The sequence below is a fragment of the Marinobacter sp. MA genome, from assembly GCF_048298425.1.
GTDB classification, from domain to species: Bacteria; Pseudomonadota; Gammaproteobacteria; order Pseudomonadales; family Oleiphilaceae; genus Marinobacter; species Marinobacter salsuginis.
Map to the genome: position 1 here is coordinate 2,452,152 of NZ_CP103058.1, position 23,624 is coordinate 2,475,775.

Below are 23,624 nucleotides of genomic sequence, written 5' to 3' on the forward strand. Positions count from 1 at the left end.
AGAGGTTGACCGGCATCGGCTGAATCAGTATATTTCGTCCCCGTTGCAGGACACAGGACCATAGCTCAGTTGGTTAGAGCGCTACCTTGACATGGTAGAGGTCCCCAGTTCGAATCTGGGTGGTCCTACCAATTCTGCAAAAAAGTCAGTTGCTTACGTGCCTCGTAAGAACTGGCTTTTTTTGTGCCCGAAATGACCTCTCAGACAGTCTCACCGCTGCGAACGGTGCTTTTCCTGTTCGACTACTATCAGTTCCTCCAAATCAAACCCTTCTGCCCTGGCCCGATCCTTGAATGCCTCTATCGCCTTTTCGCTGACTTCCGGCTTACGGGAGAGGAACCAGAGATAGTCCCTGTCGTACCCGGTCACGTAGGCATGGGAATACGCTTCTTTATCAAGCTCAAACACAACGTAAGATGCATAAAAGGGCCCGAAAAAGGATACCTTCAGGTGCCCCGTGTTTTCATCCTCGACAAACACCGCACGGCCATCGGCTTCTTCCCATTTCCCTTCCTCCGCGTTATAGCCACGGTTAATGACTTTTATGCTGCCATCTTCGTTGCGACTGTATTCAGCGCGAACATTGGTGAGCCCGCGTTCAAAGGAATGGTCGAGGCGGGCAATTTCGTACCAGGTACCCAGGTAGCGGTCACTCTCGAAACCGGTGACCGGCTCAATGTCCTCGGGAAGACCGGTACAGCCAGCGACAGCAATAAGCCCGACTAGCAAGGACCATCTTTTGACAACGGCTATCACCTCGAACGCTCCGTTTTCGAATATCAGAAACGACAAGGGCCAGCAGTTGCTGGCCCTTGTTTCATACTTTGTAGAAGTCCCGATACCAGTCTACAAACCTGGCAATGCCCTCCTCTACGGGTGTGGCCGGTTTATAGCCGACGTCTTCGATCAGATCATCGACATTGGCGTAGGTGGCGGGAACGTCCCCGGGCTGCAGTGGCAGCAGGTTTTTCTCGGCTTTCTTGCCAACCCGCTCCTCGATAATCTCGATAAACCGGGAGAGCTCAACCGGGTTGTTACTCCCGATGTTATACAACCGGTATGGCGCCTTGCTGGTGCCTGGATCCGGGTTCTCGCCGCTCCACTCGCCGTTGGGTTCAGCAACATGGTCGAGGGTCCGGATCACGCCCTCCACGATGTCGTCGATGTAGGTGAAATCCCGGCGATGGCGGCCATGGTTGAAGACGTCGATGGGCTCGCCGGCGAGGATCTTTTTGGTGAAGATAAACAACGCCATATCAGGCCGGCCCCAGGGACCATAGACCGTGAAGAATCTAAGGCCTGTGGTAGGCAGGTTATACAGGTGGCTATACGTGTGGGCCATGAGCTCATTCGCCTTCTTGGAGGCCGCATAGAGACTCAGAGGGTGATCCACGTTGTCGTGTACCGAGAACGGCATGGTCTCGTTGGCGCCGTATACCGAGCTGCTGGAGGCGTATACCAGATGCTTCACCTTATTATGCCGGCAACCTTCAAGGATATTCATGAAGCCAACAAGGTTGGCATCCACATAGGCGTGAGGATTCTCAATGGAATACCGCACACCGGCCTGGGCCGCCAGATGGACTACCCGCTCCGGTTTATGCTCGGCGAAGAGTGCCTCCATGGCGGCGCGGTCTGCTACATCCTGGCGGACTTCGGTATAACCGGCTTTGTCGGTCAGGCGTTTCAGCCGCGCTTCCTTCAGGTTCACATCGTAGTAATCATTGACGTTATCAACGCCAATGACTTCATCTCCCCGATCGAGCAGGCGATGAGCCAGATATGAACCGATAAAACCGGCCGTTCCGGTAACAAGAATCTTCACGTGTCTCTCCCTGAAACGAATGCCGGCCTCAGAAGGACACGCCGGCACTCACGAACGGTCCGCCTATCTCGACATCAAGCCGGTCATTACCGTCTTCGTAATCAATGGACATCTGACGATAGCCTGCACGGAACTGGATCAGCGATATCTCGTACTGACCGTAGGCATTGAAATCGTGCAGCGAATCGCCGTCGAAGCTGATGAAGTTGCCTTCCGCACCCACGGAAACGCCCGTTAGCGGCAAGTCGAAACGTGCTGCAAGATAGCCCATCGGGATAACGGCATCCACCTTGGTTTCATTGGCAGCAAAACCGCCGCCGACCTCCTGTACAACCAACTCTCCCGACAGGTCTCGCGCTGTCACGCCAAGATCCAGATTTACCCAATTATCAAGTACTTCGTAATATAGGGTCAGATCCAGCTGGTCGAGATCGAAATCGGATTGAACGTCCACGTTCCCGGGAATCCCAACAAAGCCAGAGGTACCCAGGCGGCCGCGACCACTTTGCTCAATAACCGTGTAGTTGAGTCGAACATTCGGAAGCACTGGTACTGGGTGTTCGAGATACAGCGAAGCATTGGCGTTGGAGTCGCTATCGAGATTCAGATCGTTCTCAACGTCCACAACGTCATTGTTGGTGGCAGCCTTCCCGGAAAGATCCGAATCCCAGTAACTTACGCTGGCACCTAGACCAACCACATCTGCCTGTGACAGAGGCGCCACCAGGATCAGTGAACCACCTACAGCAAGCATCAGTTTACGCATGACACACCTTTTGAATTTGTTGTCAGTTTCAGTCAGTCGAACTGGATTCCCAGACGGCGCCCGACTTCTTCGTAAGTTTCGATCACTTCGCCAAGCCCCTGGCGGAAACGATCTTTATCCATTTTCTTGCGGGTTTCCTTGTCCCAGATCCGGCAACCGTCCGGGCTGAATTCATCGCCCAGCACGATCTTTCCTTCGCTGCGCCCGAACTCCAGTTTATAGTCCACGAGCAGCATACCAGCATCAGCGAACAGGGCCTTGAGCACGTCATTTACCCGGTAGGTCAGGGCTTTCATCTGCTCCAGTTCGTCGGCTGAGGCCCAACCAAAGCTGACGGCCAGGGATTCGTTGACCATGGGGTCGTGGAGCGCGTCGTTCTTCAAAAACAGTTCGTACGTGGGCGGATTCAGCTCCTGCCCTTCCTCTACGCCAAGCCGACGGCAGAGGCTGCCTGCGGAGACGTTGCGGACCACGCATTCAACCGGGATCATGTCCAGTTTCTTCACGAGCGATTCGGTCGACGACAAGAGTCCCTCGAAATGGGTCGGTACGCCCGCCGCCTCGAGTTTTTCCATAATGAACGCATTGAACTTGTTGTTCACCATGCCCTTGCGATTAAGCTGTTCCTTTTTCTCGCCGTCGAAGGCGGATGTGTCGTCACGGAACACCAGCACGAACCGCTCGGGGTCGTCGGTACGGTAGACGGATTTAGCCTTGCCGGCGTAGAGTTCTTCGCGTTTTTCCATTGGGGGTCTCCGAAAAGCGGCCGCCCTGAGCGGCCTCTTCCTGAATCAGTATAGGTAATCGAATAGTTGCGCGAGCAGATCCGCCGTCGTGCGGCTGCCAGTGTAGTCCGGAACCTCGTCGGCAGAGATGACAATGGCGTCGCTCTGCTGGCTGAGGTTTACAGTGTGGGTATGCTGCGGCGCCTCTTTATCACTGAACCAGCTGAACCAACCCGGATCCCGCTCGTCTTCGGTCCGGAAATCGACATGGAACCAACCCTCACTGCGGTTCAGATCAACAACAGGAATGCCCGAGTCTGTCAGCGCCCGGCTTACTTCAGCCCAGGAACGACCATAATCAAGCTCCATGCGGATCGAGACCGCCTCATCGTTTTCCGAGATCAGGCGAACAAGCGGATCGCTAACCATGCCGGATGCTGCTCGGGAAAAGGACTTGGTTTCCTCCCGGGCCCTGAGAAAATCTCCCAGGTCTGACAACAGGCGTCGCTGAAGCTCCAACGCCTGCTCCGAGGGGTCGGACACACCGCTCCAGGGGATCAGTTCGTCTGGCTGATCCGCCACTTCCAGTTTGCGCACCTGCACTTCGGTGGTCTTACGACGAACGCCGGGAGCCATACGCAGCTGGAGGACGACTTTCTGTTCGCCAGCAGACGGATTATCGGAAAGCTCCACCAGTTCCCTGGCGCGCTTGCTGAAGTTGGCAAGCTCAGTCTGCAGGAGGCCGAGCTGGGGGCTGTCAAAACCAACGCCCAGGCCACGGTCCGACAGGTAGCTGTTCACCGCGGGCCAGATTCGTCCGGGCACATCGTTCACCAATAGCCAAAGCCGGCCATCGAGCTCTTCAATCACATAGTTTTCATCCAGGATGTCCGAGGTCATGTCCGGCGGACGCGGTATATCGGACGGGTACATCTTGCTGGCATCGGCCGGCTGGACATCACGGATTGGCATGGTCTGGCTGAAACGGGAATCGTCGGCGGTTGGAGGCAGTTCCAGCGGCTTCCCTTCCGTCGCATTTACGTAGCGCTCGGAACGATCTTCAACGAAGCTGCATCCTGAAGCTGCTGCGAGAAGCAGCAGCCCGGATACCATAACAGCGGGTTTCAACATCAGGTTACTACCGGTTCCTTTTAGAACCTGCATCAGGTTACTCCGGGGCTGGGATGATTTAAGCAAACTCAGAGTACACCTGAGGCCTTGAGGGCATCTTCCACTTCGCTATGGAACTTTTCGCTGAGCGGTGTCAGCGGCAGGCGGATGCCCTCCCCGATCATTCCCATTCGGTGAAGCGCCCATTTAACCGGAATCGGGTTCGCCTCAAGGAACAGCTTCCGGTTGAGCGGCATGAGCAGTTCGTTCAGACGCTCGGTCTCTTCGCGGTTTCCTGCTACGGCCGCTTCGCAGAGCTGGGCCATGGCTTTCGGAGCTACGTTGGCAGTCACAGAGACGTTGCCTTTGGCACCCGCGAGCATCAACTCAGCCGCGGTGGCGTCATCACCGGAATAAACCGCAAGACGGCCATTCAAGGCTTCGATCAGTTCAGCACCGCGGGGAATATTGCCCGTGGCGTCTTTGATACCCACGATGTTCGGGATATCAGCAAGCCGCAGCACGGTCTCGTTCAGCATGTCGCAGGCAGTCCGGCCGGGCACGTTGTACAGCATCTGGTTCATGCCGGGGACGGCTTCGGCGATGGCTTTGAAATGCTGGTACAGGCCTTCCTGGGTCGGCTTGTTGTAGTAGGGAACAACGAGCAGACAGGCATCGGCGCCAAGCTTATGGGCTTCGGCCGTCAGTTCAATGGCCTCACGGGTACTGTTACCGCCCGTGCCCGCAATAACCGGGATGCGACCATTAACGCGTTTGATGATGTGGCCAATGGTCTGGCAATGCTCTTCCGGGTCGAGCGTTGCGGATTCGCCAGTGGTGCCCACAGCCACAATGCCGTGCGTGCCGTTTTCAATATGAAAGTCTACCAGCTTGTCCAGATCCTCCCAGTGAATATCACCGTTTGGATGCATGGGCGTGACCAGTGCGACAAGGCTACCCGTAATCATAAAAGCTCCGTCCGAATAAAACCGATATGGTAATGTTGGGCACGAACTGACACAAGGGAATTAAAGGAGATGTCATGCCATCCGTTGAGTTAAACAAACCCGTTCCGGATTTTGAAGCGCCGGCTACCGGAGATCAGACCATAAGGCTGGACAATCTGAAGGGTCAGAATGTGGTGATTTACTTCTATCCGAAGGACAACACCCCTGGCTGCACCACTGAGGGCCAGGACTTCCGGGATCGGATGAAACAGTTCGAAGAGCTGGACACGGTTATTCTTGGAGTATCCAGGGACGGCCTGAAAGCCCACGAGAACTTCCGGGCCAAGCATGAGTTTCCCTTCCACCTGATTTCAGACAAGGACGAAGCCCTCTGCAACCTCTTTAACGTGATCAAGCTGAAAAAGCTCTACGGCAAGGAGTACATGGGCGTCGACCGCAGCACCTTCCTGATTGATAAGGACGGCGTGTTGAGAGCGGAATGGCGTGGCGTGAAGGTCAAAGGCCACGCGGACGAGGTTCTGGAGGCCGTACAGGCGCTTTAGGCGCCTGTCAGGTGTCGCTGGTTTCGGCCAGCGGCGCAGACTCCTTCACCGGCCAGGCAGCGAACACGGCCTTGAGCATAGTTGCCAGCGGAATAGCAAAGAAAACACCCCACAAGCCCCAGATGCCTCCGAAGAACAATACTGCAACGATAATGGCGACCGGGTGCAGATTGTTAACTTCCGAGAAGAGAATCGGAACCAGGACGTTACCATCCAGCGCCTGAATAACACCGTACACCACCATCACCCAGATAAACTGGCTGCCCCAGCCGAAGGCGAACAGTGCAATCACCGCAACAGGGATGGTGACAACAGCGGCGCCAATGTAGGGAATGACCACGCTCAGCCCCACCAGCAGGGAAAGCAACGCAGCGTAGGGCATGCCCAGTAACTTGAAGGCAATGTAGGTGGCGCCCCCCACGATCAGGATCTCAACCGCCTTGCCGCGCACGTAATTGGCACACTGGAGGTTCACCTCGTGCCAAATCTGCAGCATCATCGGACGCTGGGGTGGCAAAAGCCGGGCAATGGAATTCAGCAGCACTGCCCTGTCCTTCAAGAAGAAGAATACCAGAATCGGTACCAGCACCATGTAAATCAGTAACGCCACAAGGTCCGGAATGCTGGACAGCGAGAACGACACCAGCCATTGGGTCATGTGCCCCACTTCGGTGCTCACCTGACTGTATACGGTGCTGACAGCCTCTCCAGAGATCAGGTGGGGATATTGTTCCGGCAGCAGCTCAAGATAGGATTGGAGCTCCCGGATGATACGCGGTGCTTCACCTGCCAGGTTACTCAGCTGCGTCCAGATCAGCGGAAGCAGGCCAAACAGGAAGCCGACCAGTACGCCGAGGAAAACCAGGAACACGCCAATGATCGAAACCGTCTCCGGCACGCCTAGCTTGTTGAGCTTGGTAACCAGGCCCTGCAGAATAAAGGCGACAATGAGCGAGGCAATGGCCGGCGCAAGCATGGCGCCGAACCAGATAACAAAAACGGTTCCTGTCACCAGTATCAAGAACAGGATGACCGCTTCTTCATCCGAGAAGTATTTATGCGCGAGACCGCGTAATGTCCTGATCATTTACAGCTCCGAATTCTTAACCGCCGCACTTTATCACAAACCGGTACTGCCCGGCGGTTTCGGAACTGCTCATTAGCTTGTGATCAGACAGTTGCAGAAAGGCCGGAATATCCCGTGCGGAACCCGCGTCTGTTGCGATCACCTCGAGTTCTTCACCGGGCGCCATGCTGTTAAGCTCCAGTTTTGTTTTCAGCAAAGGCATCGGGCAGCGCAACCCGGAGGCGTCAAGCGTTCGATCAACCATACTAGCGATACACTCTCGCGAAAATTATAAGCGGATTTAACAAGCGGGCATTATGCCGACAGTGATAATGTATTGCATCACAATCCTCTTCAAGCAGGGGATCAGAACTTTTTATCGTAAACCGCTGTCAAACCGGCGACTCAGACCACAGGCACCCGGCACTACATGATTGTTAATCAACCCCGACCCCGAACGCTAGCGGGACTGGCGGTAACCGCCTTTCTGGCACTGTTGTTTGCTGCATTACCGGGCCATGCCCAGGAAAGCAGACTACCTAGCATAGGTGGCAGTGGCGGAGGCCTGATTGCAGGCCAGCAGGAATCGGATATCGGCCAGCAGGTCATGGTGTCTATCCGCCGATCAGCACCCCGGATAAGCGACCCCCTGGTTTATGACTACCTCAGCGCTATCACCTATCGCCTGGTTCCCTCGGCGCCCCTGCAGAATCGGGACCTGACCCTGGCGCTGATAGATAGCCCGGCAATCAACGCCTTCGCCGTGCCCGGTGGCATTGTTGGCGTCAACGGGGGTTTGTTCCTGAATGCCGCTACCGAGCAACAGTTTGCCTCGGTACTGGCGCACGAGCTTGCCCATCTTAGCCAGCGGCACTTTGCCCGGCGCATGGAACAGCAGGAAACCAGTGCGCCGCTCACACTGGCAGGCATGATTGCCGGCATTGTGTTGTCGGCGGTCACCCAGTCGGATATCGGTTTTGCGGCCATTGCAGGAACCCAGGCTCTGGCGGCCCAGAACATGCTGGCTTATAGCCGGGCCCATGAGCAGGAAGCCGACCGGGTCGGCCTCGACATTCTGGCCAGTGCCGGCATGGATCCCCGCGGCATGCCAGAAATGTTCGAAATCATGATGAGGCAGAACCGGATGCAGGGAAATCGCCTACCTGAATATCTGTCGACGCACCCGTTGACCCAGAGCCGTGTGGCCGACACCCGCAGCCGAGCCGAACAGTATCCGGACGAAAAGATCCGTGATGGCCAGGAATATCACCTGATGCGCAGTCGGCTACAGGTGCACTACGCACCCTCAGCCGATGTCGCGGTGGAAACCTTCGAAGCCTACCTGGATAGAACGGATGTTCAGAGGAATGACGCTATCCGGTACGGCTTGTCCGTGGCCTATCTTGAGAACAGGCAGTACGACAAGGCGGTGGATATACTGGAAGACCTTCTGGCCAGGAATCCCGGCCGGATCACCTTCCAGGTGACTCTGGCAGAAGTAAGGCTGGCGCAGAATCGTATGGACGATGCGCGGGCTCTACTGAAAGACGCGCTGGCAAGAAATCCGGGTAACTACCCGATCACCCATACCCTGGCACGCACCGAAATAGCTGACAGCAATGGTGCCGCAGCGGCTGAGTACCTCAAACAGCTGACTCGCCAATTCCCGGCGCAGGAACATCTGTGGCTTAAACTGGCCGAGGCCGAGGGTATGGCAAGAAACATCGTCGGCGTGCATCGCGCACGGGCGGAGTACGATGTCTTGATGGGTGATCTGGAGTCTGCCCAGCGTCAGCTCCGGCAGGCACAGGAGAAGTTGCCAGCAGGGGCACCTCAGCGACAGGTTGTGACTGAGCGGCTGGCCGAAATCACCAGCCGCCTGCACGCCCGGGCCAACAGCTGATCAGGCGTTACCTGCCGCCTTGAGATTCATGTTGGCGGTAAAATCCAGCATACGCTGAAGCGGCTGCAGCGCTTTTTCCCGCAAGCCAGGGTCCACAAGCACTTCCTGATCACCCTGCTCCAGTACCTGCAGCAGATTCTGCAGGCCATTCATGGCCATCCAGGGGCAATGGGCGCAGCTCCGACAGGTAGCGCCATTGCCTGCGGTAGGCGCTTCAATGAGCGTTTTGTTCGGAGCAAGCTGCTGCATCTTGTAGAAGATGCCGTTGTCTGTGGCAACAATGAACTTTTCATTGGGTAACGTCTGCACTGCGTGAATCAGCTGCGACGTTGATCCTACGACATCCGCCATCTCAACGACGGCATCGGGGGATTCCGGGTGGACCAGCACCGCTGCATCGGGATACAGGGCCTTGAGATCCTCAAGCCCGCGATACTTGAACTCTTCATGGACGATGCAGGAACCATCCCAGAGCAGCATATCAGCGCCCGTGGTTTTCTGAACGTAGTGCCCCAGGTGCTTGTCCGGCGCCCAGAGAATTTTCTCGCCGCGGGTGTCGAGGTCTTCAACAATTGCCTGGGCACAGCTTGAAGTAACTACCCAGTCTGCCCTCGCCTTCACCGCCGCCGATGTGTTGGCGTAGACCACAACCGTCCGGTCCGGGTGCTGATCGCAAAACTCGGCGAATTCATCGGCAGGACAACCCACGTCCAGCGAGCAGGTAGCCTCAAGGGTTGGCATCAGAACACGCTTCTCCGGGTTCAGTATTTTCGCCGTCTCACCCATGAAACGTACGCCAGCAACCACGATGGTCGAAGCTGGGTGCTGATTGCCAAACCGGGCCATTTCGAGGGAATCCGCAACACAGCCACCGGTTTCCTCGGCAAGACGCTGGATATCCGGATCGGTGTAGTAATGAGCTACGAGCACCGCATCCTGCTCCCGCAGGGCCGACTTGATACGAGCTTCCAGTTCGGATTTTTCGTCCTCGCTGAGCGGCTTCGGCTCGGCGGCATGGGCCAAGTGTTCTTGAACGAGGATACGGTCTTCGGCGTATGTCATTACTGCGTCTCTGTGTTGCGTTAACCGGGGCATTATAGCATTCGAACCCGGCCTTAATATTTCTGAAACAGGGCTATCACAAAGTTGTGATTTCGTTTTCTGTCACCTGTTTACCTAGGTGGGAACGTATACGCAAAAAAAAAGAGCCCGGAGGCTCTTTTTTCACAAAAACCCGCAGGTTTCTGTTATTTGGTGGGTCGTGAAGGATTCGAACCTTCGACCAATTGGTTAAAAGCCAACTGCTCTACCAACTGAGCTAACGACCCTGAACTGCGACTGAAGCCTGAGCTCCAATCCATACCGAATGACTCAGCCCACCCGGTATTTCGTATTTGGTGGGTCGTGAAGGATTCGAACCTTCGACCAATTGGTTAAAAGCCAACTGCTCTACCAACTGAGCTAACGACCCAAACGAGGCGCATATAGTAATGATTTTTGGCCGTTGATCAACCCCTTTTTCTCAGGTTTCTCAACATTTTTGCCACACTCGGCAATCAGCTGTTCTGGGACTCCAGAAACTTCCGGGCCAGGTCCGCAGCACTACTGGACGGGTAATCCTCGATCACCGTTTGCATGCTGCGCCGTGCCTGCTCTTTTTCCCCCAGACGATCGTGAGTCACGCCCAGCTTGTAGACAGCATCCGGTGCCTTGCGGTGATCAGCGAAACGGGTGGCAACAATGGTGAACGCCTGTTTTGCCTGCTCGAGTTGAGGCTTGACCAGATATACCTCACCCAACCAGTAATAGGCGTTTACCGTGAGATCGCCCTCCGGATACTCATCGATAAACTCGTATATCCGGCTGATGGCCTCATCGTATTTCTTCTGGTTACGGATCAGGTCCTGAATCTGTTCGTAGGCCTTTCGCTCTTCAGCGCTCGGCTGACGATAATCCCTGGCCTCCGGAGCAGACGCTGTCGAACCAGGACTGGTGCTGGCTTCCGGCGCCGGCTGCGATGCAATCTTTTCCGACAGGTCCAGAATACGCTGGTCCAGATCAATGTAACGATCGCGCCCCTGCTGCTGCAGGCGTTCGATCTGGTGTCTCTGCTCCTCCACTTCACCCTGAAGCCGCCTGACTTCGCCCTGAAGCTGCTGGATCATGTAGAAGAGCTCAGACGTCGCCTGACTGTTATTGGCGTTTCGCTGAGCGTCCTGAGCTGATTGCGCCAGGGCAACCCCCGCCTGCCCAATGGCAAGCGGGAGAACCACTGTCGCCATGAGGAATTTTCTCATGGTCCTTCCTGTGTGATTACTCAAATACGAGTTCCACACGACGGTTCTGGGCCCACGCGCTCTCGCTGGAACCCATCACTGCCGGCTTCTCTTCACCATAGCTTACGGTTTCGAGCTGGCCACGTGAAGCGCCATTGACGATCAGGAAGCGCTGTACCGCGTTGGCACGACGCTCGCCCAGAGCCAGGTTGTATTCCTTGGTGCCGCGCTCATCGGCGTGACCCTCGATACGCACATTCTGACCCGGGTTATTGGCGAGGAAGCGGGCATGGGCTACCAGCACGTCACGGGCTTCTTGTTTGATTTCAGCAGTGTCGAAATCAAAGTAAAACACGGTAATTTCGCGAAGCGCCTGCTGCTCCGCCTGTTCACGGGCGGCCATGCGCTCTTCCTCGGTCATGGCTGAAGAGGAAACACCACCCTGGTCATCACCACCATAAACCGTGGAACCACCTTCCTGATCAACAGCAGCGACATCGGAACCATACTCACCGCCTTCCTCAGAGGTGCCACCGGTGGAGCTACAGCCAGCTACCAGGCCAACGGACAACAACAGTGCGAATGCTTTTGATTGAGCCGAGAAATTCATAGTTTCTTCCTTTCAGTTAGGTCATGTGATCAGTTTGAAAATTGCCAACGCCGATAAAGCCCGGCGATCAGCGAACTAAAGGTCCCCAGGCCGGCTCACGGACATCGCCTTCGGATGCCGGCAAGCTGTAGGCTGCCCCACCATCCGCAGATATAACCGTGAGCACGTTACTTCCATTCTGCCGCGTGGCATAGATCAGCATCCTGCCGTTGGGTGCAACGCTGGGAGACTCATCAGATTCCGTACGGGTGAGGATCGTTTCCTCCCCGGTTTTCAGTTCGGTACGGGCGATGTGGAACGCCCGATCCCGCTGGTGCACGTAATAGACGTATTTGCCGTCGTTATCGGGCCTGGGCCGGGCATTGTAGCGGCTGCCAAAGGTGATACGACGAGGCTCAGCACCCGGTGTTTCCATATGGTAAATCTGGGGCCCGCCTGAGCGGTCCGAAGTGAAGAAAATACCCTTGCCACTGGCGTCGTAGCTCGGTTCGGTATCAATGGCCCAGTGGTTGGTCAACTTGGTCAGTTGCCGACTATCGAGATTCATCCGGTAGATTTCGGCGTTACCGTCCTTCGAAAGGGTCATCAGCAGAGACCTGCCGTCGTCGGACCAGGCTGGGGCCGAATTCAGGCCCGGAAAATCAGCCACCTTGGTGCGCTGGCCGGTTGCAAGTTCATGCACGAAGATTACCGGCTTTCCGGTTTCAAAAGAGACATAAGCCAATTTTTTACCGTCCGGGGACCAGGCGGGGGACAGAATGGGCTCCTGGCTTTCAAGGCGTATACGGGCACGTTTTCCATCAACATCGCTCACCTGCAGCCGGTACCGGGGCTTGCCGTTTGCGGTATCCAGCGTCACGTAAGCAAGCTTTGTGGAAAAGGCACCGGGTACACCGGTGATCGCCTCATACACTTTGTCGGCGATGTAATGGGCCAGAGAACGTGTGTTGGAAGCAGGCGCCGCCGCCGTCTCCCCGAGAATCCGCTCCTCGCGGTTCACATCGAACAGTTCATACCGCGCCTCCACACGGTCGCCGCTTCGGGTGAGCGAGCCGACCAGTACATAGCGCTGACCGAGCAGACGCCAATCCCGGAAATACACTTCTTCCCGCCGGGACGGCAGGCTCAGCATCTTTTCTGGAGGCAGAGTACGGAACTCGCCCGTCATGGTCAGATCGGCCTGGACAATGCTGCCAACCTTGTCTCCAGCGGGCATCTGCCCGGATTCGGCGAAGGGCACCACTGCCACGGGAATGGCGGAATCCGCACCTTCGGTAATCCGGATCAACAGCTCGGCACGGGCTCCTGAAACTGCGGCAAAGATCAGGGCGAAGGCGACAAGTAGCATTCTGGACGGTTTGTGCCAAATCCGATGTGTCATGGTGGTATCCGCATCCTTATCTCAACCGACGTGGGTTGAATTCAATCGTAAACTGTCGGAAATACCGTTCAAAGGTATCCCGATCATTCGGTATCGGGTAACGGCTCAGCGAGCGCACGGCTCCCAGAGCGGAATTATCAAACGCAGTGTTACCACTGCTACTGACCAGACGCACCCCGGCGAGCTCGCCGGTTGGCAACAGGGTAATCTGCAGCCGCGCGGTCATATCTTCCGTTGCCGAGGATGGCGGATACCACGCCTGACTCAATCGCTCCCGGATCAATGCCTGGTACTTCTCGCTCTCCGACAACATCTGGGCTTCCCGGGCTTTGGCGGCAGCCGCCTCCTGCTGGCGACGCGCCTCTTCTTCCCGAGCTCTTTGGGCCGCCTGCGCCTGGGCCTCCAACTGCTGTTCGCGAAGCTTGCGCTCCGCCTCAAGACGTTTGCGCTCGGCTTCCTGGCGGGCCAGTTCTTCCTGTCGCTTGCGCTCAGCCTCTTCGCGTTTCCGTTGCTCTTCCAGCCGCCGCTTCTCTTCTTCAGCTTTTCGCTGGGCCTCTTCCTGACGACGCTTCTCTTCCTCGGCTTTCTGTCGCGCCCGTTCCTTGGCTTCCGCCTCTGCCTTTTTCCGCGCCGCTTCCTCTTCACGCGCTTTCCGGGCTTCCCGTTCCCTCGCCTCGGCTTCCTGGCGCTCCTGCTCCTTCTGCTGCTGCAGTCGTTTCTGCTCTTCCTGGCGCTTCTGCTCGGCGATACGACGCGTTTCTTCCTCTTGCCTCTGCCGCTCAGCCTCTTCCCGACGTCGCTGTTCCTCGGCCCGACGCTCTTCGTCGCGCTTCTGTTGATCGTCTGGCTCGACCACCGGGCTGGGCTCAGGCTCCTGTTGGGTAATCAAACGTGCCGATATGCTTCGGGGTGGCGGCTCGTGGTCGGTACTGGTCCACGACCAACCCGCCAGCGCAATACCCAGAATCAACGCATGCAGCGTGACCGAGAGCGCCACCGGTGATTTCCACGGTGCCATGCCGGTTGTGGTTACGTCCCGCTCGTGATCTCTCACAACACTCCTGCCCGCACCACTGTCAATTGTCGTCCCGAGGTGATTCGGTGATCAGGCCGATACTGCTCGCCCCGGCACCCTGTAATTCCGCCATCAATCTGACAACGGTGCCATAGGGAACGTTTTCATCACCGCGAACCAGAATCTCACTTGAAGCACGCTGCGAAAGAATCTTGGAGATCTGTTCCCGTAAATCCCCCAGTGTCATGGGGTCGCTGCCCTCATCACCGATTTCGACGTAATAGGCACCGTTTGCATCCACGGAAACAATGATGGACTCAACATCCTTATCTGCCTGGATCGGGTCCGAGGTTGTCTGGGGCAGATCCACCTTGACCCCCTGGGTCAGCATCGGGGCGGTGACCATGAAAATAATCAACAGCACCAGCATTACGTCAATGTACGGAACCACGTTGATCTCCGACATTGGTTTGCGCTTGTTTTCCGGCATCATTCCCATGCCTTTCATAAAGCAGCGCTCCTAAGCTGATCTACGCCCATGAATTTCCGTGCCATCATGCGGCGCCCTTTTCGCTCTGGTGCACCCGGCGATGAAGAATGCTGGAAAATTCATCGGCGAAGGTTTCATAGTTTTTCAACAGGGCATCGGACATGGCCGAGAAACGGTTGTAGGCGATAACCGCCGGTATTGCAGCAAACAGGCCCATGGCAGTCGCAATCAGGGCCTCGGAAATACCGGGCGCTACCGTGGCGAGCGTTGCCTGCTGAACCTGAGCAAGGCCGCGGAAAGAATTCATGATGCCCCATACAGTACCAAACAGACCGATGTACGGGCTGGTGGAGCCCACCGTAGCCAGAAACGGCAGGCTTGTCTCAAGCCGCTCGTGCTCCCGCGAGAACGCTACACGCATCGCCCGCTGGGTTCCCTCCATAACCGCATCGGCGTCCCGGCTCTGCTGACGCAACCGGGAAAACTCCTTGAAACCGGCCCTGAACAGGGATTCCATGCCGGAAAACGGCGTCGGGTCGGCATTCACCTCCCGATAAAGCTGCCCCAGATCCATACCGGACCAGAAACGCTCTTCAAACGCCAGTTGCGCCCGTTTGGCCTTGCGGAATACCTGCAAGCGCTGGAATATGAGTGCCCAGGACATGATCGACGCCAGGGCCAGCAAAAGCATGACCAGCTGTACCAAGACACCGGCATTCGCAATGAGGTACCAGACTGAAAGTTCTGAATCCACTTCTTACTCCTGGCTCGTTCTGTTTATCGTTTCATTACGCTGGACATTCCTGGCCAGCAATTCCTGCATGTTTTCGGGCAAACGCCGCGGGCGTCCGGTATCCAGCGCAACGCAGGCGACCCGGACATTACTGTCACTCAAAAGCTTGCGGTCGGTGGCCCGCATGACCCGCTGCCGAAAGTCCATCCATACCCGGCCGAAAGCCACCGGTTCGGCGGTGACAAGCAACTCGTCATCAAGCTTGGCAGCAACAGCATAGTGAATATCCAGCCGCTGGACGACGTAACTGATATTGTCTGCCAGACCCGCCCTGAGACCTACCCCACAGCTTCGTACCCACTCGGTGCGGGCCCGTTCCATGTAATGGAGATATTTGGCGTGAAATACGATGCCGCCCGCGTCGGTGTCCTCGATGTAGACCCGGATCGGCAGCTCGAATCCTGCCTCTGGCGCCTGCTCAACCAAAAAGATCGTCCTCCCTGCCCGACTTCGGCGGAATGACACCAAAATGCTGATAGGCGTTGGAGGTTACCATCCTGCCCCTGGGCGTCCGGACCATGTAGCCCTGCTGGATCAGGAAAGGTTCAAGCACATCCTCGATGGTGCCGCGCTCCTCGCTGATAGCTGCAGCAAGGCTTTCGACACCTACCGGGCCACCATCGAACTTTTCAATCATGGCCAACAGCAGCCGGCGGTCCATGTGGTCGAAGCCCTGATTATCCACTTTAAGCATGTTCAGGGCCTGATCGGCAATGTCAGAAGTAATGCGACCGTCGGAGCGAACCTCCGCAAAATCGCGGACTCGACGCAACAGACGGTTGGCGATACGCGGAGTTCCCCGGGACCGTCGCGCAATTTCAAACGCGCCTGCTTCATCAACGGCTACCGACGACAGACGCGCGGAGCGCAGAATGATGCTGGTGAGATCTTCTGTGTTGTAAAACTCCAGCCGCTGGACGATGCCGAAGCGGTCGCGCAGCGGCGACGTCAGCAAGCCAGCCCGGGTCGTAGCCCCGACAAGGGTGAACGGAGGCAGATCCAGCTTGATGGATCGGGCAGCCGGGCCCTCACCAATCATGATATCGAGCTGGTAATCTTCCATCGCCGGATAAAGGACTTCTTCGACGGCGGCGCTAAGACGGTGGATCTCATCGATGAAGAGAACGTCACCTTCTTCAAGGTTGGTCAGCATGGCCGCCAGGTCACCGGCTTTTTCGAGCACCGGACCAGAGGTTGTCTTGATGGACACGCCCATTTCGTTGGCGATGATATTGGCCAGCGTGGTCTTACCCAGACCAGGAGGCCCAAAAATCAGTACGTGGTCCAGGGCCTCCTCGCGGCCACGGGCGGCGGATATGAAAATATCCATCTGTTCACGGACCGTGGGCTGGCCAACGTATTCAGCCAGCAGGGTCGGGCGAATGGCCCTGTCCTGTACTTCCTCGTATTCACCGGCCCGGGCCGAGATCAACCGGTCGGATTCGATCATGGCATCACCCATAGTGTGGGAATCAACATCGTGCCTCACGTTTGCCCGCTATTCCAGCGCAGCCCCAATTGTACAAAGGGGTTTGCAGGTGTCACGTTACGCTCTCTACAGGTTCACGACAGGTTTTCGCGATCAGGCCGGTATCATATTTCGTAGGGCCAGTCTGATGAGGGTTTCGCTGCTCATGCCCTCTTCGGCGACTTTGCTGATGGCCTTTGCGGCCTCCTGTGGCTTGTAACCCAGAGCAATCAATGCGGCTTCCGCTTCCTCGGTAGCCGCCGGGCCGCCAACCGGACCCTGTCCGTCCACTTGCCCCAATCCTGTCGTCTCAGGCGACGTTGGCACAAATTGCCCTTCAAGTTGCCCTATCCGGTCTGCCATTTCAATAAGAAGCCGTTCGGCGGTCTTTTTGCCAACACCCGGCAGCTTGACCAGTGAGGCGGAATCGCGATTTTCGACGCATCGTATAAACTGCTGGGCGTCCAGACCGGAAAGAATGCCAACCGCCAGTTTCGGGCCAACCCCGTTAACCTTGATCAGGAGGCGGAACAGGTCCCGGTCCAGGCTTGAGGCAAAGCCATAAAGACTCTGGGCGTCTTCCCGGACGGCAAAATGGGTGTGGAGGGTCACTTCATCGCCGGTTTCCGGCAGATGAAAGAAGGTGGTGTAGGGAATGTCGACTTCGTAGCCCAGACCCGCGCATTCAACCAGCGCCTGGCCCGGAGACTTTTCAACCAGAATACCTCGGATACGACCAATCAAGCTGAATCTCCTGTCGCTCCTGGGAGCGGTTTATTGTTGTCGCACGCGACCGCTTCGGACCTTTCCGGCGCCACTGGCGACCCGCAGAATACTCTGGCTCATGTGGGCATGGCACAGGGCAATGGCCAGTGCATCGGCCGCGTCGGCCTGGGGTTTGCGTGAGAGCGAGAGTAACACCTGAACCATGTGCTGAACCTGGGATTTGTCAGCGCCACCCTTGCCGACCACCGCCTGTTTGACCTGCCTCGCCGAGTATTCGTGAACCGCCAACCCGCTGTTGGCGGCACTGACGATGGCTGCGCCGCGGGCCTGGCCGAGTTTCAGTGCAGAGTCCGGGTTCCGGGCCATGAACACCTGCTCGATGGCGAATTCTTCCGGCCGATACTCACCGATTAGAGTGGCAAGGCTCTGGAAGATGGTCTGGAGGCGCTCAGCCATCGGCTTTTCCCCCACCCGGATACACCCGCTATCGATGTACTCGATATGGCGACCATCCGCCCGAATGACGCCGTAACCGGTAATTCGTGACCCCGGATCAACGCCCAGAATTATCGCCACATCAATGCCCCTGACTGGTCAAAGCGATTCCATGATCTCGCCGGAAATATCCGCGTTGTGGTAGACATTCTGAACATCGTCCAGATCTTCGAGCATATCAATGAGCTTCAGGATGGTTTCTGCGCCGTCCCGATCCAGCTCAACCCGCGTGGACGGAACCATGGTTACTTCGGCATTGTCCGGTACCAGCCCGGCATTGACCAGCGATTCCTTGACGTCCAGAAACTGCTCGGGTGTGGTGACAATTTCCCAGGATCCGTCGTCCTGGCCTGCGAGGTCTTCGGCGCCAGCATTGAGAACGGCTTCCACCAGCCTGTCCTCTTCCCACTCCGGACCGTAGCTGATGATGCCCTGTTTGGTGAACAGGTAGGCTACCGATCCGTCGGTCCCGAGGTTGCCGCCCATCTTGTTGAACGCGTGGCGTATCTCGGCAACAGACCGGTTTTTATTATCAGTCATGACTTCCACGAATATCGCCACACCACCCGGGCCATAGCCTTCGTAGGTCAGCTCTTCGTAGTTGTCATCATCGCCACTACCGGCGCCACGTTCTACCGCGCGCTCGATGGTGTCTTTTTTCATATTGGCTGTGAGCGCCTTGTCGATGACCGCGCGCAGACGGGGGTTATCATCTGGATTACCCCCGCCCTGGCGCGCAGCTACGGTCAGCTCACGAATGATTTTGGTGAAGATCTTGCCCCGCTTGGCATCCTGTGCCGCCTTGCGGTGCTTGATGTTGGCCCACTTACTGTGACCCGCCATACAGCTCCTCTCTTAAATCATTGACTTACTGGTTGCCCTCGCCGGCTTCCGCCTTATTGCCTTCAACCGGCTTTGACGGCTTGCGCAGACGGATATGCAACTCACGCAGCTGCTTCTCGTCCACTTCGCCCGGCGCCTGAGTCATCAGGCAGGTGGCGCTCTGGGTTTTCGGGAATGCGATGACGTCACGGATGGACGTAGCGCCGGTCATCAACATGACCAGACGGTCCAGGCCGAACGCCAGACCACCATGGGGCGGGCAGCCGAACTTAAGGGCATCCAACAGGAAACCGAACTTGGCGCGGGCTTCTTCTTCACCGATTCCCAGGATCCGGAACACCGCTTCCTGCATTTTCTCATCGTGAATACGGATGGAACCGCCACCCAATTCGGTGCCGTTCAACACCATATCATAGGCACGAGAGAGCGCGTTGGCCGGATCTGCAGCCAGCTCTTCCGGGCTGCAGGAAGGCGCGGTGAACGGGTGATGAATCGCGGTGAGGCCGCCGTCCGGAGTCTCCTCGAACATTGGGAAATCCACAACCCAGAGCGGTGCCCACTCGGACGTCAGCATGTCCAGATCATGACCGATCTTGATGCGCAGTGCGCCCAGGGCCTCGTTGACCACATTGGTCTTGTCCGCGCCGAAGAACACGATGTCACCGTCTTCAGCACCCACGCGCTCCATGATGGCGAGCGCAACGTCATCACCCAGGAACTTGATGATCGGGGATTGCAGGCCTTCTACGCCCTTGGAGAGGTCATTGACCTTGATGTAAGCCAGCCCTTTGGCACCGTAGATGCCTACAAACTTGGTGTAGTCGTCAATCTGCTTGCGAGTCAGCTCGCCACCTTTCGGCACACGCAAAGCTGCTACACGGCCTTTCGGATCTTTGGCGGGGCCGGCGAATACCTTGAAGTCCACGCCTTCGACCAGATCATTCACATCCAGCAACTCAAGCGGGATCCGCAGATCCGGCTTGTCGCTGCCATAACGCTGCATGGCCTCGGCATAAGGCATCTGCGGGAAGGACGGCAGCTCTACATCCAGAACATCCTTGAACAGCGAACGGATCATGTCCTCGTTCAACTTCATCAGGGTCTCTTCGTCAATAAAAGAGGCCTCAATGTCTACCTGGGTAAACTCGGGCTGACGATCCGCACGCAGGTCTTCATCCCGGAAACATTTGGCAATCTGGTAGTAACGGTCGACACCAGACACCATCAGCAGCTGCTTGAACAGCTGCGGCGACTGCGGCAGTGCGAAAAAAGAACCCTCATGGGTACGGCTCGGCACCAAATAATCCCGCGCACCTTCCGGCGTAGCACGGGTCAGGATGGGCGTTTCCACATCCATGAAGCCGTTGCTGTCCAGATAGTTACGGATATAGCTGGTTACCCGGGAACGGAAACGCAGGCGGTTGATCATTTCCGGGCGACGCAGGTCTACAAACCGGTAGCGCAGACGCACGTCCTCGCCAACGTCGACATGCTCATCCAGCGGGAACGGCGGGGTCGCTGCGGCGTTCAGAATGCTCAGCTCCTTGCCCAGAAGCTCAACCTGCCCGGTCGGCATGTTGTTGTTTTCGGTGCCGGCAGGACGGCGACGCACCCGACCGGTTACCTTGATCACGAACTCGCTACGGACTTTTTCCGCAAGCGCAAAGCTCTCAGGGGTATCAGGATCAACAACCACCTGAGACATACCATCCCGATCCCGCAGATCCAGGAAGATAACCCCACCGTGGTCACGGCGGCGGTGGACCCATCCGCAAAGTGTGACTTCCTGATCGATGTGGGATTCGTTAATCCCACCGCAATAATGACTGCGCATACCGGTTCCCGTTACGTTTAATGTGTTCGTTTATCACAGATGTCTGGGCAAGCTGGTGGCGATGGCTTTCCGAAACCGTGCGGAGCCATGGATGGCGGAGCCGAGCGTACATGGATGTACTCACAGCGTGTTTCGGAAAGCCATCGCCACCAGCTTGCTTGCAGCATGTCTGGATCGCAAAAATTAACTCGCGACCTTACTCGAAAAGCCGCCCATTATAAACACAATGACGCTGAAAATCAGGCGCCCCTGGAGCGTAAATTGGAAGGCAGGATGACTGCCGGGTTTTAGAGGGCTAGAATGCTGATTTTTAACGGCATAGGGATGGAGTCTCACCTTGGCAACCAGAGCGGAGCAGAAACTGAAAACGCGGCGGGCACTGATGGATGCTGCGCTTTCGCAACTGAGTGCCGATCGGGGCTTTGGGAGCCTGAGCTTGCGGGAAGTTGCCCGGGAGGCGGGCATCGCTCCGACGTCCTTCTACCGGCACTTTGCGGAGCTTGATGAACTTGGGCTGGCGTTGGTGGATGAGGGCGGTGTAGCGCTCAGGCAACTGATGCGTCAGGCCCGCAAGCGGATTGCCCGGGACGGTGGCAGCGCCATCTCGACCTCCGTGGAAACCTTCATGGAGTATCTGGGCAACAACGCGAACCTGTTCCGGCTGATGCTCCGGGAGAGAACCGGGGTATCCAAGCCGTTCCGGACGGCGGTGAAGGCCGAGATCGATCATTTTGTCACGGAACTGGCGGATGACCTCCGGCGGATCGCCGATGAGCAGAACAGACCGCTTTCCGAGGCAAGGCTGGTGGCCGAGGCCATGGTGACACTGGTGTTCAACCAGGGTGCCGAGGCACTGGACGCGACGTCGAAAGAACGCGAAGAGCTTAAGGCCAAGCTGAAAACCGAGCTCAGAATGATTCTGGTCGGCTCCCAGACTCTGGCAAAGCGCCCGTAATCTGAGCGGGCTTTAAACGCCCGATTTCAGTTCCGCCAGCACCGGCGCCAGCCGTTGCCGAACCTGCTCCAGCTCCTCATCGGTATAAGGTACCGGCGCCTGCTTGCCCCAGATCGGACCCGGCCAGGCCGGATCGCCCTCGAATCGCACGATATGATGAAGATGAAGCTGGGGCACCATGTTGCCGAGGGCCGCAACGTTCATCTTGTCACCGCCAAAGACCTCCATCATCGCTTCACTGAGAGCCGAGGACTCGCGGACCAGCTGGTGCTGCTGATCCGCCGATAACTGGTAAATCTCCCGGATCCCGGCAACCGCCGGAACCAACAGAACCCACGGCCAGGTACTGTCGTTCATCAACCGGATTTCACACAGCGAGGTGCTTCCAAGGCCCATCGTGTCGGCCTCCAGTCGCTCATGTAACCGGAAAACTACCGGTTCACTCATGATCCCCTCCCCATTATCTGGATTTACTCCGAATGGAACTGCGTACGGCCACGGCCAATGGCGTAGTAGATGAGCCCGTAGCGTTCCAGCATCTCAGGCTCGTAGAGGTTGCGGCCGTCAAAGACCACAGGCTCGCGAATGGTCGCGGCAATGGATTCAAAGTCCGGCGAACGGAATTCTTTCCACTCGGTACAGATCGCCAGCACGTCTGCGCCCTTGAGCGCCTGCTCTTTCGTGCCGCAAAGAGTCAGGCCATCCTGGTCACCATAGATACGCTGGGTTTCCTCCATCGCCTCGGGATCAAAGGCCTGTACCCTGGCACCAGCCTTCCAGAGATCTTCCATCAGAGTGCGGGAGGAAGCTTCACGCATATCATCGGTATTGGGCTTGAACGCCAACCCCCAGAGCGCAACGACCTTGCCCTCCAGCTTACCACCAAAATAGTGACTGATCTTGTCAAACAGCACGTGTTTCTGGGCGTAATTCACCCCTTCCACAGCATTAAGCAGGCGGGCTTCATAACCACAGTCACTGGCGGTTCGGGCCAGGGCCTGAACATCCTTCGGGAAACAGGAGCCGCCGTAGCCACACCCCGGATAGATGAAGTGGTAACCGATCCGCGGGTCGGAACCAATACCCCGGCGTACGGCTTCGATATCGGCACCCAACCGCTCTGCCAGATTGGCTATTTCGTTCATAAAGCTGATCTTGGTGGCCAGCATCGAGTTGGCCGCGTATTTGGTGAGTTCCGCAGACCGCAGATCCATAAAAATCATGCGATCATGATTGCGGTTAAACGGGTAGTAGACTTCCCGCAGAAGCTCCGCCGCCCTCTCGCTGTCGGTACCAACAACAATACGATCAGGCTTCATGAAATCGTTTATCGCAGCGCCTTCCTTGAGAAACTCAGGGTTGGACACCACATCGAAATCCAGCTCCAGACCACGCCGATCCAGCTGGGCGCGAACCGCAGCCCGAACCTTGTCGCCGGTGCCAACGGGTACGGTCGACTTGTCGACCACCACCTTGTAGTCCTCCATATGCTCGCCAATGGAGCGCGCAACCGCGGTCACGTACTGGAGGTCCGCAGAGCCATCTTCGTCCGGAGGCGTACCCACGGCAATAAACTGCAAGGTACCGTGGCGAACCGCTTCTTCTGTATCGGTTGTGAAGGACAGGCGACCCGCTTCCACCGTATGTTTGACGATGTTGTCCAGGCCTGGCTCATAGATGGGAATCTGGCCATTCTTGAGCTTTTCGATCTTGCCCTGGTCCACGTCCATGCAAAGAACGTTATGACCAACATCCGCCAGGCATGCACCAGTTACCAGGCCCACATAGCCTGTTCCAAAAATCGTTATTTTCATCCTTTAAATCCCGATACAA

General features: G+C 56.9%; 26 protein-coding genes and 3 tRNA genes. 4 read left to right on the forward strand and 25 right to left on the reverse strand.

The features are described 5' to 3' along the window. The first annotated feature begins 54 nt into the window (after positions 1-54). Positions 55-131, forward strand: a tRNA-Val gene (locus NUW46_RS11365). A 79-nt stretch (positions 132-210) separates the two neighbouring features. Here NUW46_RS11365 and NUW46_RS11370 read toward each other — a convergent pair. The 6 genes from NUW46_RS11370 to dapA form a co-directional block, all read right to left on the reverse strand. Beyond that, positions 211-729, reverse strand: coding sequence for a lipocalin family protein (locus NUW46_RS11370; RefSeq protein ID WP_418140144.1), 519 nt, complete (start codon positions 727-729; stop codon positions 211-213). Between the two features lie 88 nt (positions 730-817). After that, complete coding sequence (locus NUW46_RS11375; RefSeq protein ID WP_418140145.1) at positions 818-1,825, reverse strand: NAD-dependent epimerase; 1,008 nt, start codon at positions 1,823-1,825, stop codon at positions 818-820. A 28-nt stretch (positions 1,826-1,853) separates the two neighbouring features. Next, positions 1,854-2,591 (reverse strand): TIGR04219 family outer membrane beta-barrel protein, encoded by a 738-nt coding sequence (locus NUW46_RS11380; RefSeq protein WP_418140146.1) that lies wholly within the window; start codon positions 2,589-2,591, stop codon positions 1,854-1,856. 32 nt (positions 2,592-2,623) lie between these two features. Continuing rightward, positions 2,624-3,337, reverse strand: a complete 714-nt coding sequence (gene purC, locus NUW46_RS11385; protein ID WP_412535953.1) for a phosphoribosylaminoimidazolesuccinocarboxamide synthase — start codon at positions 3,335-3,337, stop codon at positions 2,624-2,626. A 45-nt stretch (positions 3,338-3,382) separates the two neighbouring features. Then, positions 3,383-4,480 carry an outer membrane protein assembly factor BamC gene (gene bamC / locus NUW46_RS11390; protein WP_069183432.1) on the reverse strand — a complete coding sequence of 366 codons (1,098 nt, stop codon included), beginning with the start codon at positions 4,478-4,480 and terminating at the stop codon, positions 3,383-3,385. 35 nt (positions 4,481-4,515) lie between these two features. After that, positions 4,516-5,394 carry a 4-hydroxy-tetrahydrodipicolinate synthase gene (gene dapA, locus NUW46_RS11395; protein ID WP_136631902.1) on the reverse strand — a complete coding sequence of 293 codons (879 nt, stop codon included), beginning with the start codon at positions 5,392-5,394 and terminating at the stop codon, positions 4,516-4,518. Positions 5,395-5,468: 74 nt separating this feature from the next. Here dapA and NUW46_RS11400 point away from each other — a divergent pair, with 74 nt between their 5' ends. Continuing rightward, positions 5,469-5,936 (forward strand): peroxiredoxin, encoded by a 468-nt coding sequence (locus NUW46_RS11400; protein WP_069183430.1) that lies wholly within the window; start codon positions 5,469-5,471, stop codon positions 5,934-5,936. A 7-nt stretch (positions 5,937-5,943) separates the two neighbouring features. Here the strand turns inward: NUW46_RS11400 and NUW46_RS11405 are convergent, their stop codons facing one another. Continuing rightward, positions 5,944-7,023 carry an AI-2E family transporter gene (locus NUW46_RS11405; protein WP_069183429.1) on the reverse strand — a complete coding sequence of 360 codons (1,080 nt, stop codon included), beginning with the start codon at positions 7,021-7,023 and terminating at the stop codon, positions 5,944-5,946. Between the two features lie 16 nt (positions 7,024-7,039). Next, the gene (locus NUW46_RS11410) at positions 7,040-7,267 is read right to left on the reverse strand and encodes a sulfurtransferase TusA family protein (protein WP_069183428.1); all 228 of its coding nucleotides are present in this window, start codon (positions 7,265-7,267) and stop codon (positions 7,040-7,042) included. Positions 7,268-7,432: 165 nt separating this feature from the next. On the opposite strand from NUW46_RS11410, the gene NUW46_RS11415 reads away from it, so the two are divergent. Beyond that, complete coding sequence (locus NUW46_RS11415) at positions 7,433-8,905, forward strand: M48 family metalloprotease (RefSeq protein ID WP_069183427.1); 1,473 nt, start codon at positions 7,433-7,435, stop codon at positions 8,903-8,905. On the opposite strand, the gene nadA is transcribed toward NUW46_RS11415, so the two are convergent. The 15 genes from nadA to aspS form a co-directional block, all read right to left on the reverse strand. Continuing rightward, entirely contained in the window at positions 8,906-9,967 is a 1,062-nt protein-coding gene (nadA, locus tag NUW46_RS11420; RefSeq protein ID WP_069183426.1) for a quinolinate synthase NadA, read from the reverse strand. A 190-nt stretch (positions 9,968-10,157) separates the two neighbouring features. Further along, positions 10,158-10,233: transfer RNA gene (locus NUW46_RS11425), tRNA-Lys, on the reverse strand. A 67-nt stretch (positions 10,234-10,300) separates the two neighbouring features. After that, positions 10,301-10,376: transfer RNA gene (locus NUW46_RS11430), tRNA-Lys, on the reverse strand. An 85-nt stretch (positions 10,377-10,461) separates the two neighbouring features. Further along, complete coding sequence (gene ybgF / locus NUW46_RS11435) at positions 10,462-11,202, reverse strand: tol-pal system protein YbgF (RefSeq protein ID WP_418140147.1); 741 nt, start codon at positions 11,200-11,202, stop codon at positions 10,462-10,464. 16 nt (positions 11,203-11,218) lie between these two features. After that, entirely contained in the window at positions 11,219-11,791 is a 573-nt protein-coding gene (gene pal / locus NUW46_RS11440; protein WP_069183424.1) for a peptidoglycan-associated lipoprotein Pal, read from the reverse strand. Between the two features lie 67 nt (positions 11,792-11,858). Then, on the reverse strand, positions 11,859-13,139 hold the full coding sequence (tolB, locus tag NUW46_RS11445; protein WP_418142029.1) for a Tol-Pal system beta propeller repeat protein TolB: 1,281 nt from the start codon (positions 13,137-13,139) through the stop codon (positions 11,859-11,861). Between the two features lie 49 nt (positions 13,140-13,188). Next, a complete protein-coding gene (gene tolA, locus NUW46_RS11450; protein ID WP_418142030.1) occupies positions 13,189-14,169 on the reverse strand; it encodes a cell envelope integrity protein TolA in 981 nt (326 codons plus the stop codon). Positions 14,170-14,248: 79 nt separating this feature from the next. Continuing rightward, the gene (tolR, locus tag NUW46_RS11455; protein WP_069183423.1) at positions 14,249-14,695 is read right to left on the reverse strand and encodes a protein TolR; all 447 of its coding nucleotides are present in this window, start codon (positions 14,693-14,695) and stop codon (positions 14,249-14,251) included. 46 nt (positions 14,696-14,741) lie between these two features. Continuing rightward, positions 14,742-15,431 carry a protein TolQ gene (gene tolQ, locus NUW46_RS11460; protein ID WP_069183422.1) on the reverse strand — a complete coding sequence of 230 codons (690 nt, stop codon included), beginning with the start codon at positions 15,429-15,431 and terminating at the stop codon, positions 14,742-14,744. A gap of 3 nt (positions 15,432-15,434) precedes the next feature. Beyond that, a complete protein-coding gene (locus NUW46_RS11465; RefSeq protein ID WP_418140148.1) occupies positions 15,435-15,896 on the reverse strand; it encodes a YbgC/FadM family acyl-CoA thioesterase in 462 nt (153 codons plus the stop codon). Further along, entirely contained in the window at positions 15,889-16,920 is a 1,032-nt protein-coding gene (gene ruvB, locus NUW46_RS11470) for a Holliday junction branch migration DNA helicase RuvB (protein WP_136632189.1), read from the reverse strand. The genes NUW46_RS11465 and ruvB overlap by 8 nt, the downstream gene beginning before the upstream one ends. A gap of 132 nt (positions 16,921-17,052) precedes the next feature. Continuing rightward, the gene (ruvA, locus tag NUW46_RS11475; protein WP_136632178.1) at positions 17,053-17,682 is read right to left on the reverse strand and encodes a Holliday junction branch migration protein RuvA; all 630 of its coding nucleotides are present in this window, start codon (positions 17,680-17,682) and stop codon (positions 17,053-17,055) included. A gap of 30 nt (positions 17,683-17,712) precedes the next feature. Continuing rightward, positions 17,713-18,240 carry a crossover junction endodeoxyribonuclease RuvC gene (ruvC, locus tag NUW46_RS11480; protein WP_069183419.1) on the reverse strand — a complete coding sequence of 176 codons (528 nt, stop codon included), beginning with the start codon at positions 18,238-18,240 and terminating at the stop codon, positions 17,713-17,715. A gap of 18 nt (positions 18,241-18,258) precedes the next feature. After that, on the reverse strand, positions 18,259-19,002 hold the full coding sequence (locus tag NUW46_RS11485; RefSeq protein ID WP_418140149.1) for a YebC/PmpR family DNA-binding transcriptional regulator: 744 nt from the start codon (positions 19,000-19,002) through the stop codon (positions 18,259-18,261). Between the two features lie 25 nt (positions 19,003-19,027). Further along, entirely contained in the window at positions 19,028-20,836 is a 1,809-nt protein-coding gene (gene aspS, locus NUW46_RS11490; protein ID WP_209397034.1) for an aspartate--tRNA ligase, read from the reverse strand. A gap of 337 nt (positions 20,837-21,173) precedes the next feature. Here aspS and fabR point away from each other — a divergent pair, with 337 nt between their 5' ends. Further along, positions 21,174-21,791 carry an HTH-type transcriptional repressor FabR gene (gene fabR / locus NUW46_RS11495; RefSeq protein WP_069183416.1) on the forward strand — a complete coding sequence of 206 codons (618 nt, stop codon included), beginning with the start codon at positions 21,174-21,176 and terminating at the stop codon, positions 21,789-21,791. Positions 21,792-21,803: 12 nt separating this feature from the next. Here fabR and NUW46_RS11500 read toward each other — a convergent pair whose 3' ends face one another. Both NUW46_RS11500 and NUW46_RS11505 read right to left on the reverse strand, forming a co-directional pair. Then, on the reverse strand, positions 21,804-22,238 hold the full coding sequence (locus NUW46_RS11500) for an HIT domain-containing protein (RefSeq protein WP_418140150.1): 435 nt from the start codon (positions 22,236-22,238) through the stop codon (positions 21,804-21,806). A 23-nt stretch (positions 22,239-22,261) separates the two neighbouring features. Then, the gene (locus tag NUW46_RS11505) at positions 22,262-23,605 is read right to left on the reverse strand and encodes a UDP-glucose dehydrogenase family protein (protein ID WP_291907348.1); all 1,344 of its coding nucleotides are present in this window, start codon (positions 23,603-23,605) and stop codon (positions 22,262-22,264) included. Positions 23,606-23,624: the final 19 nt, after the last annotated feature.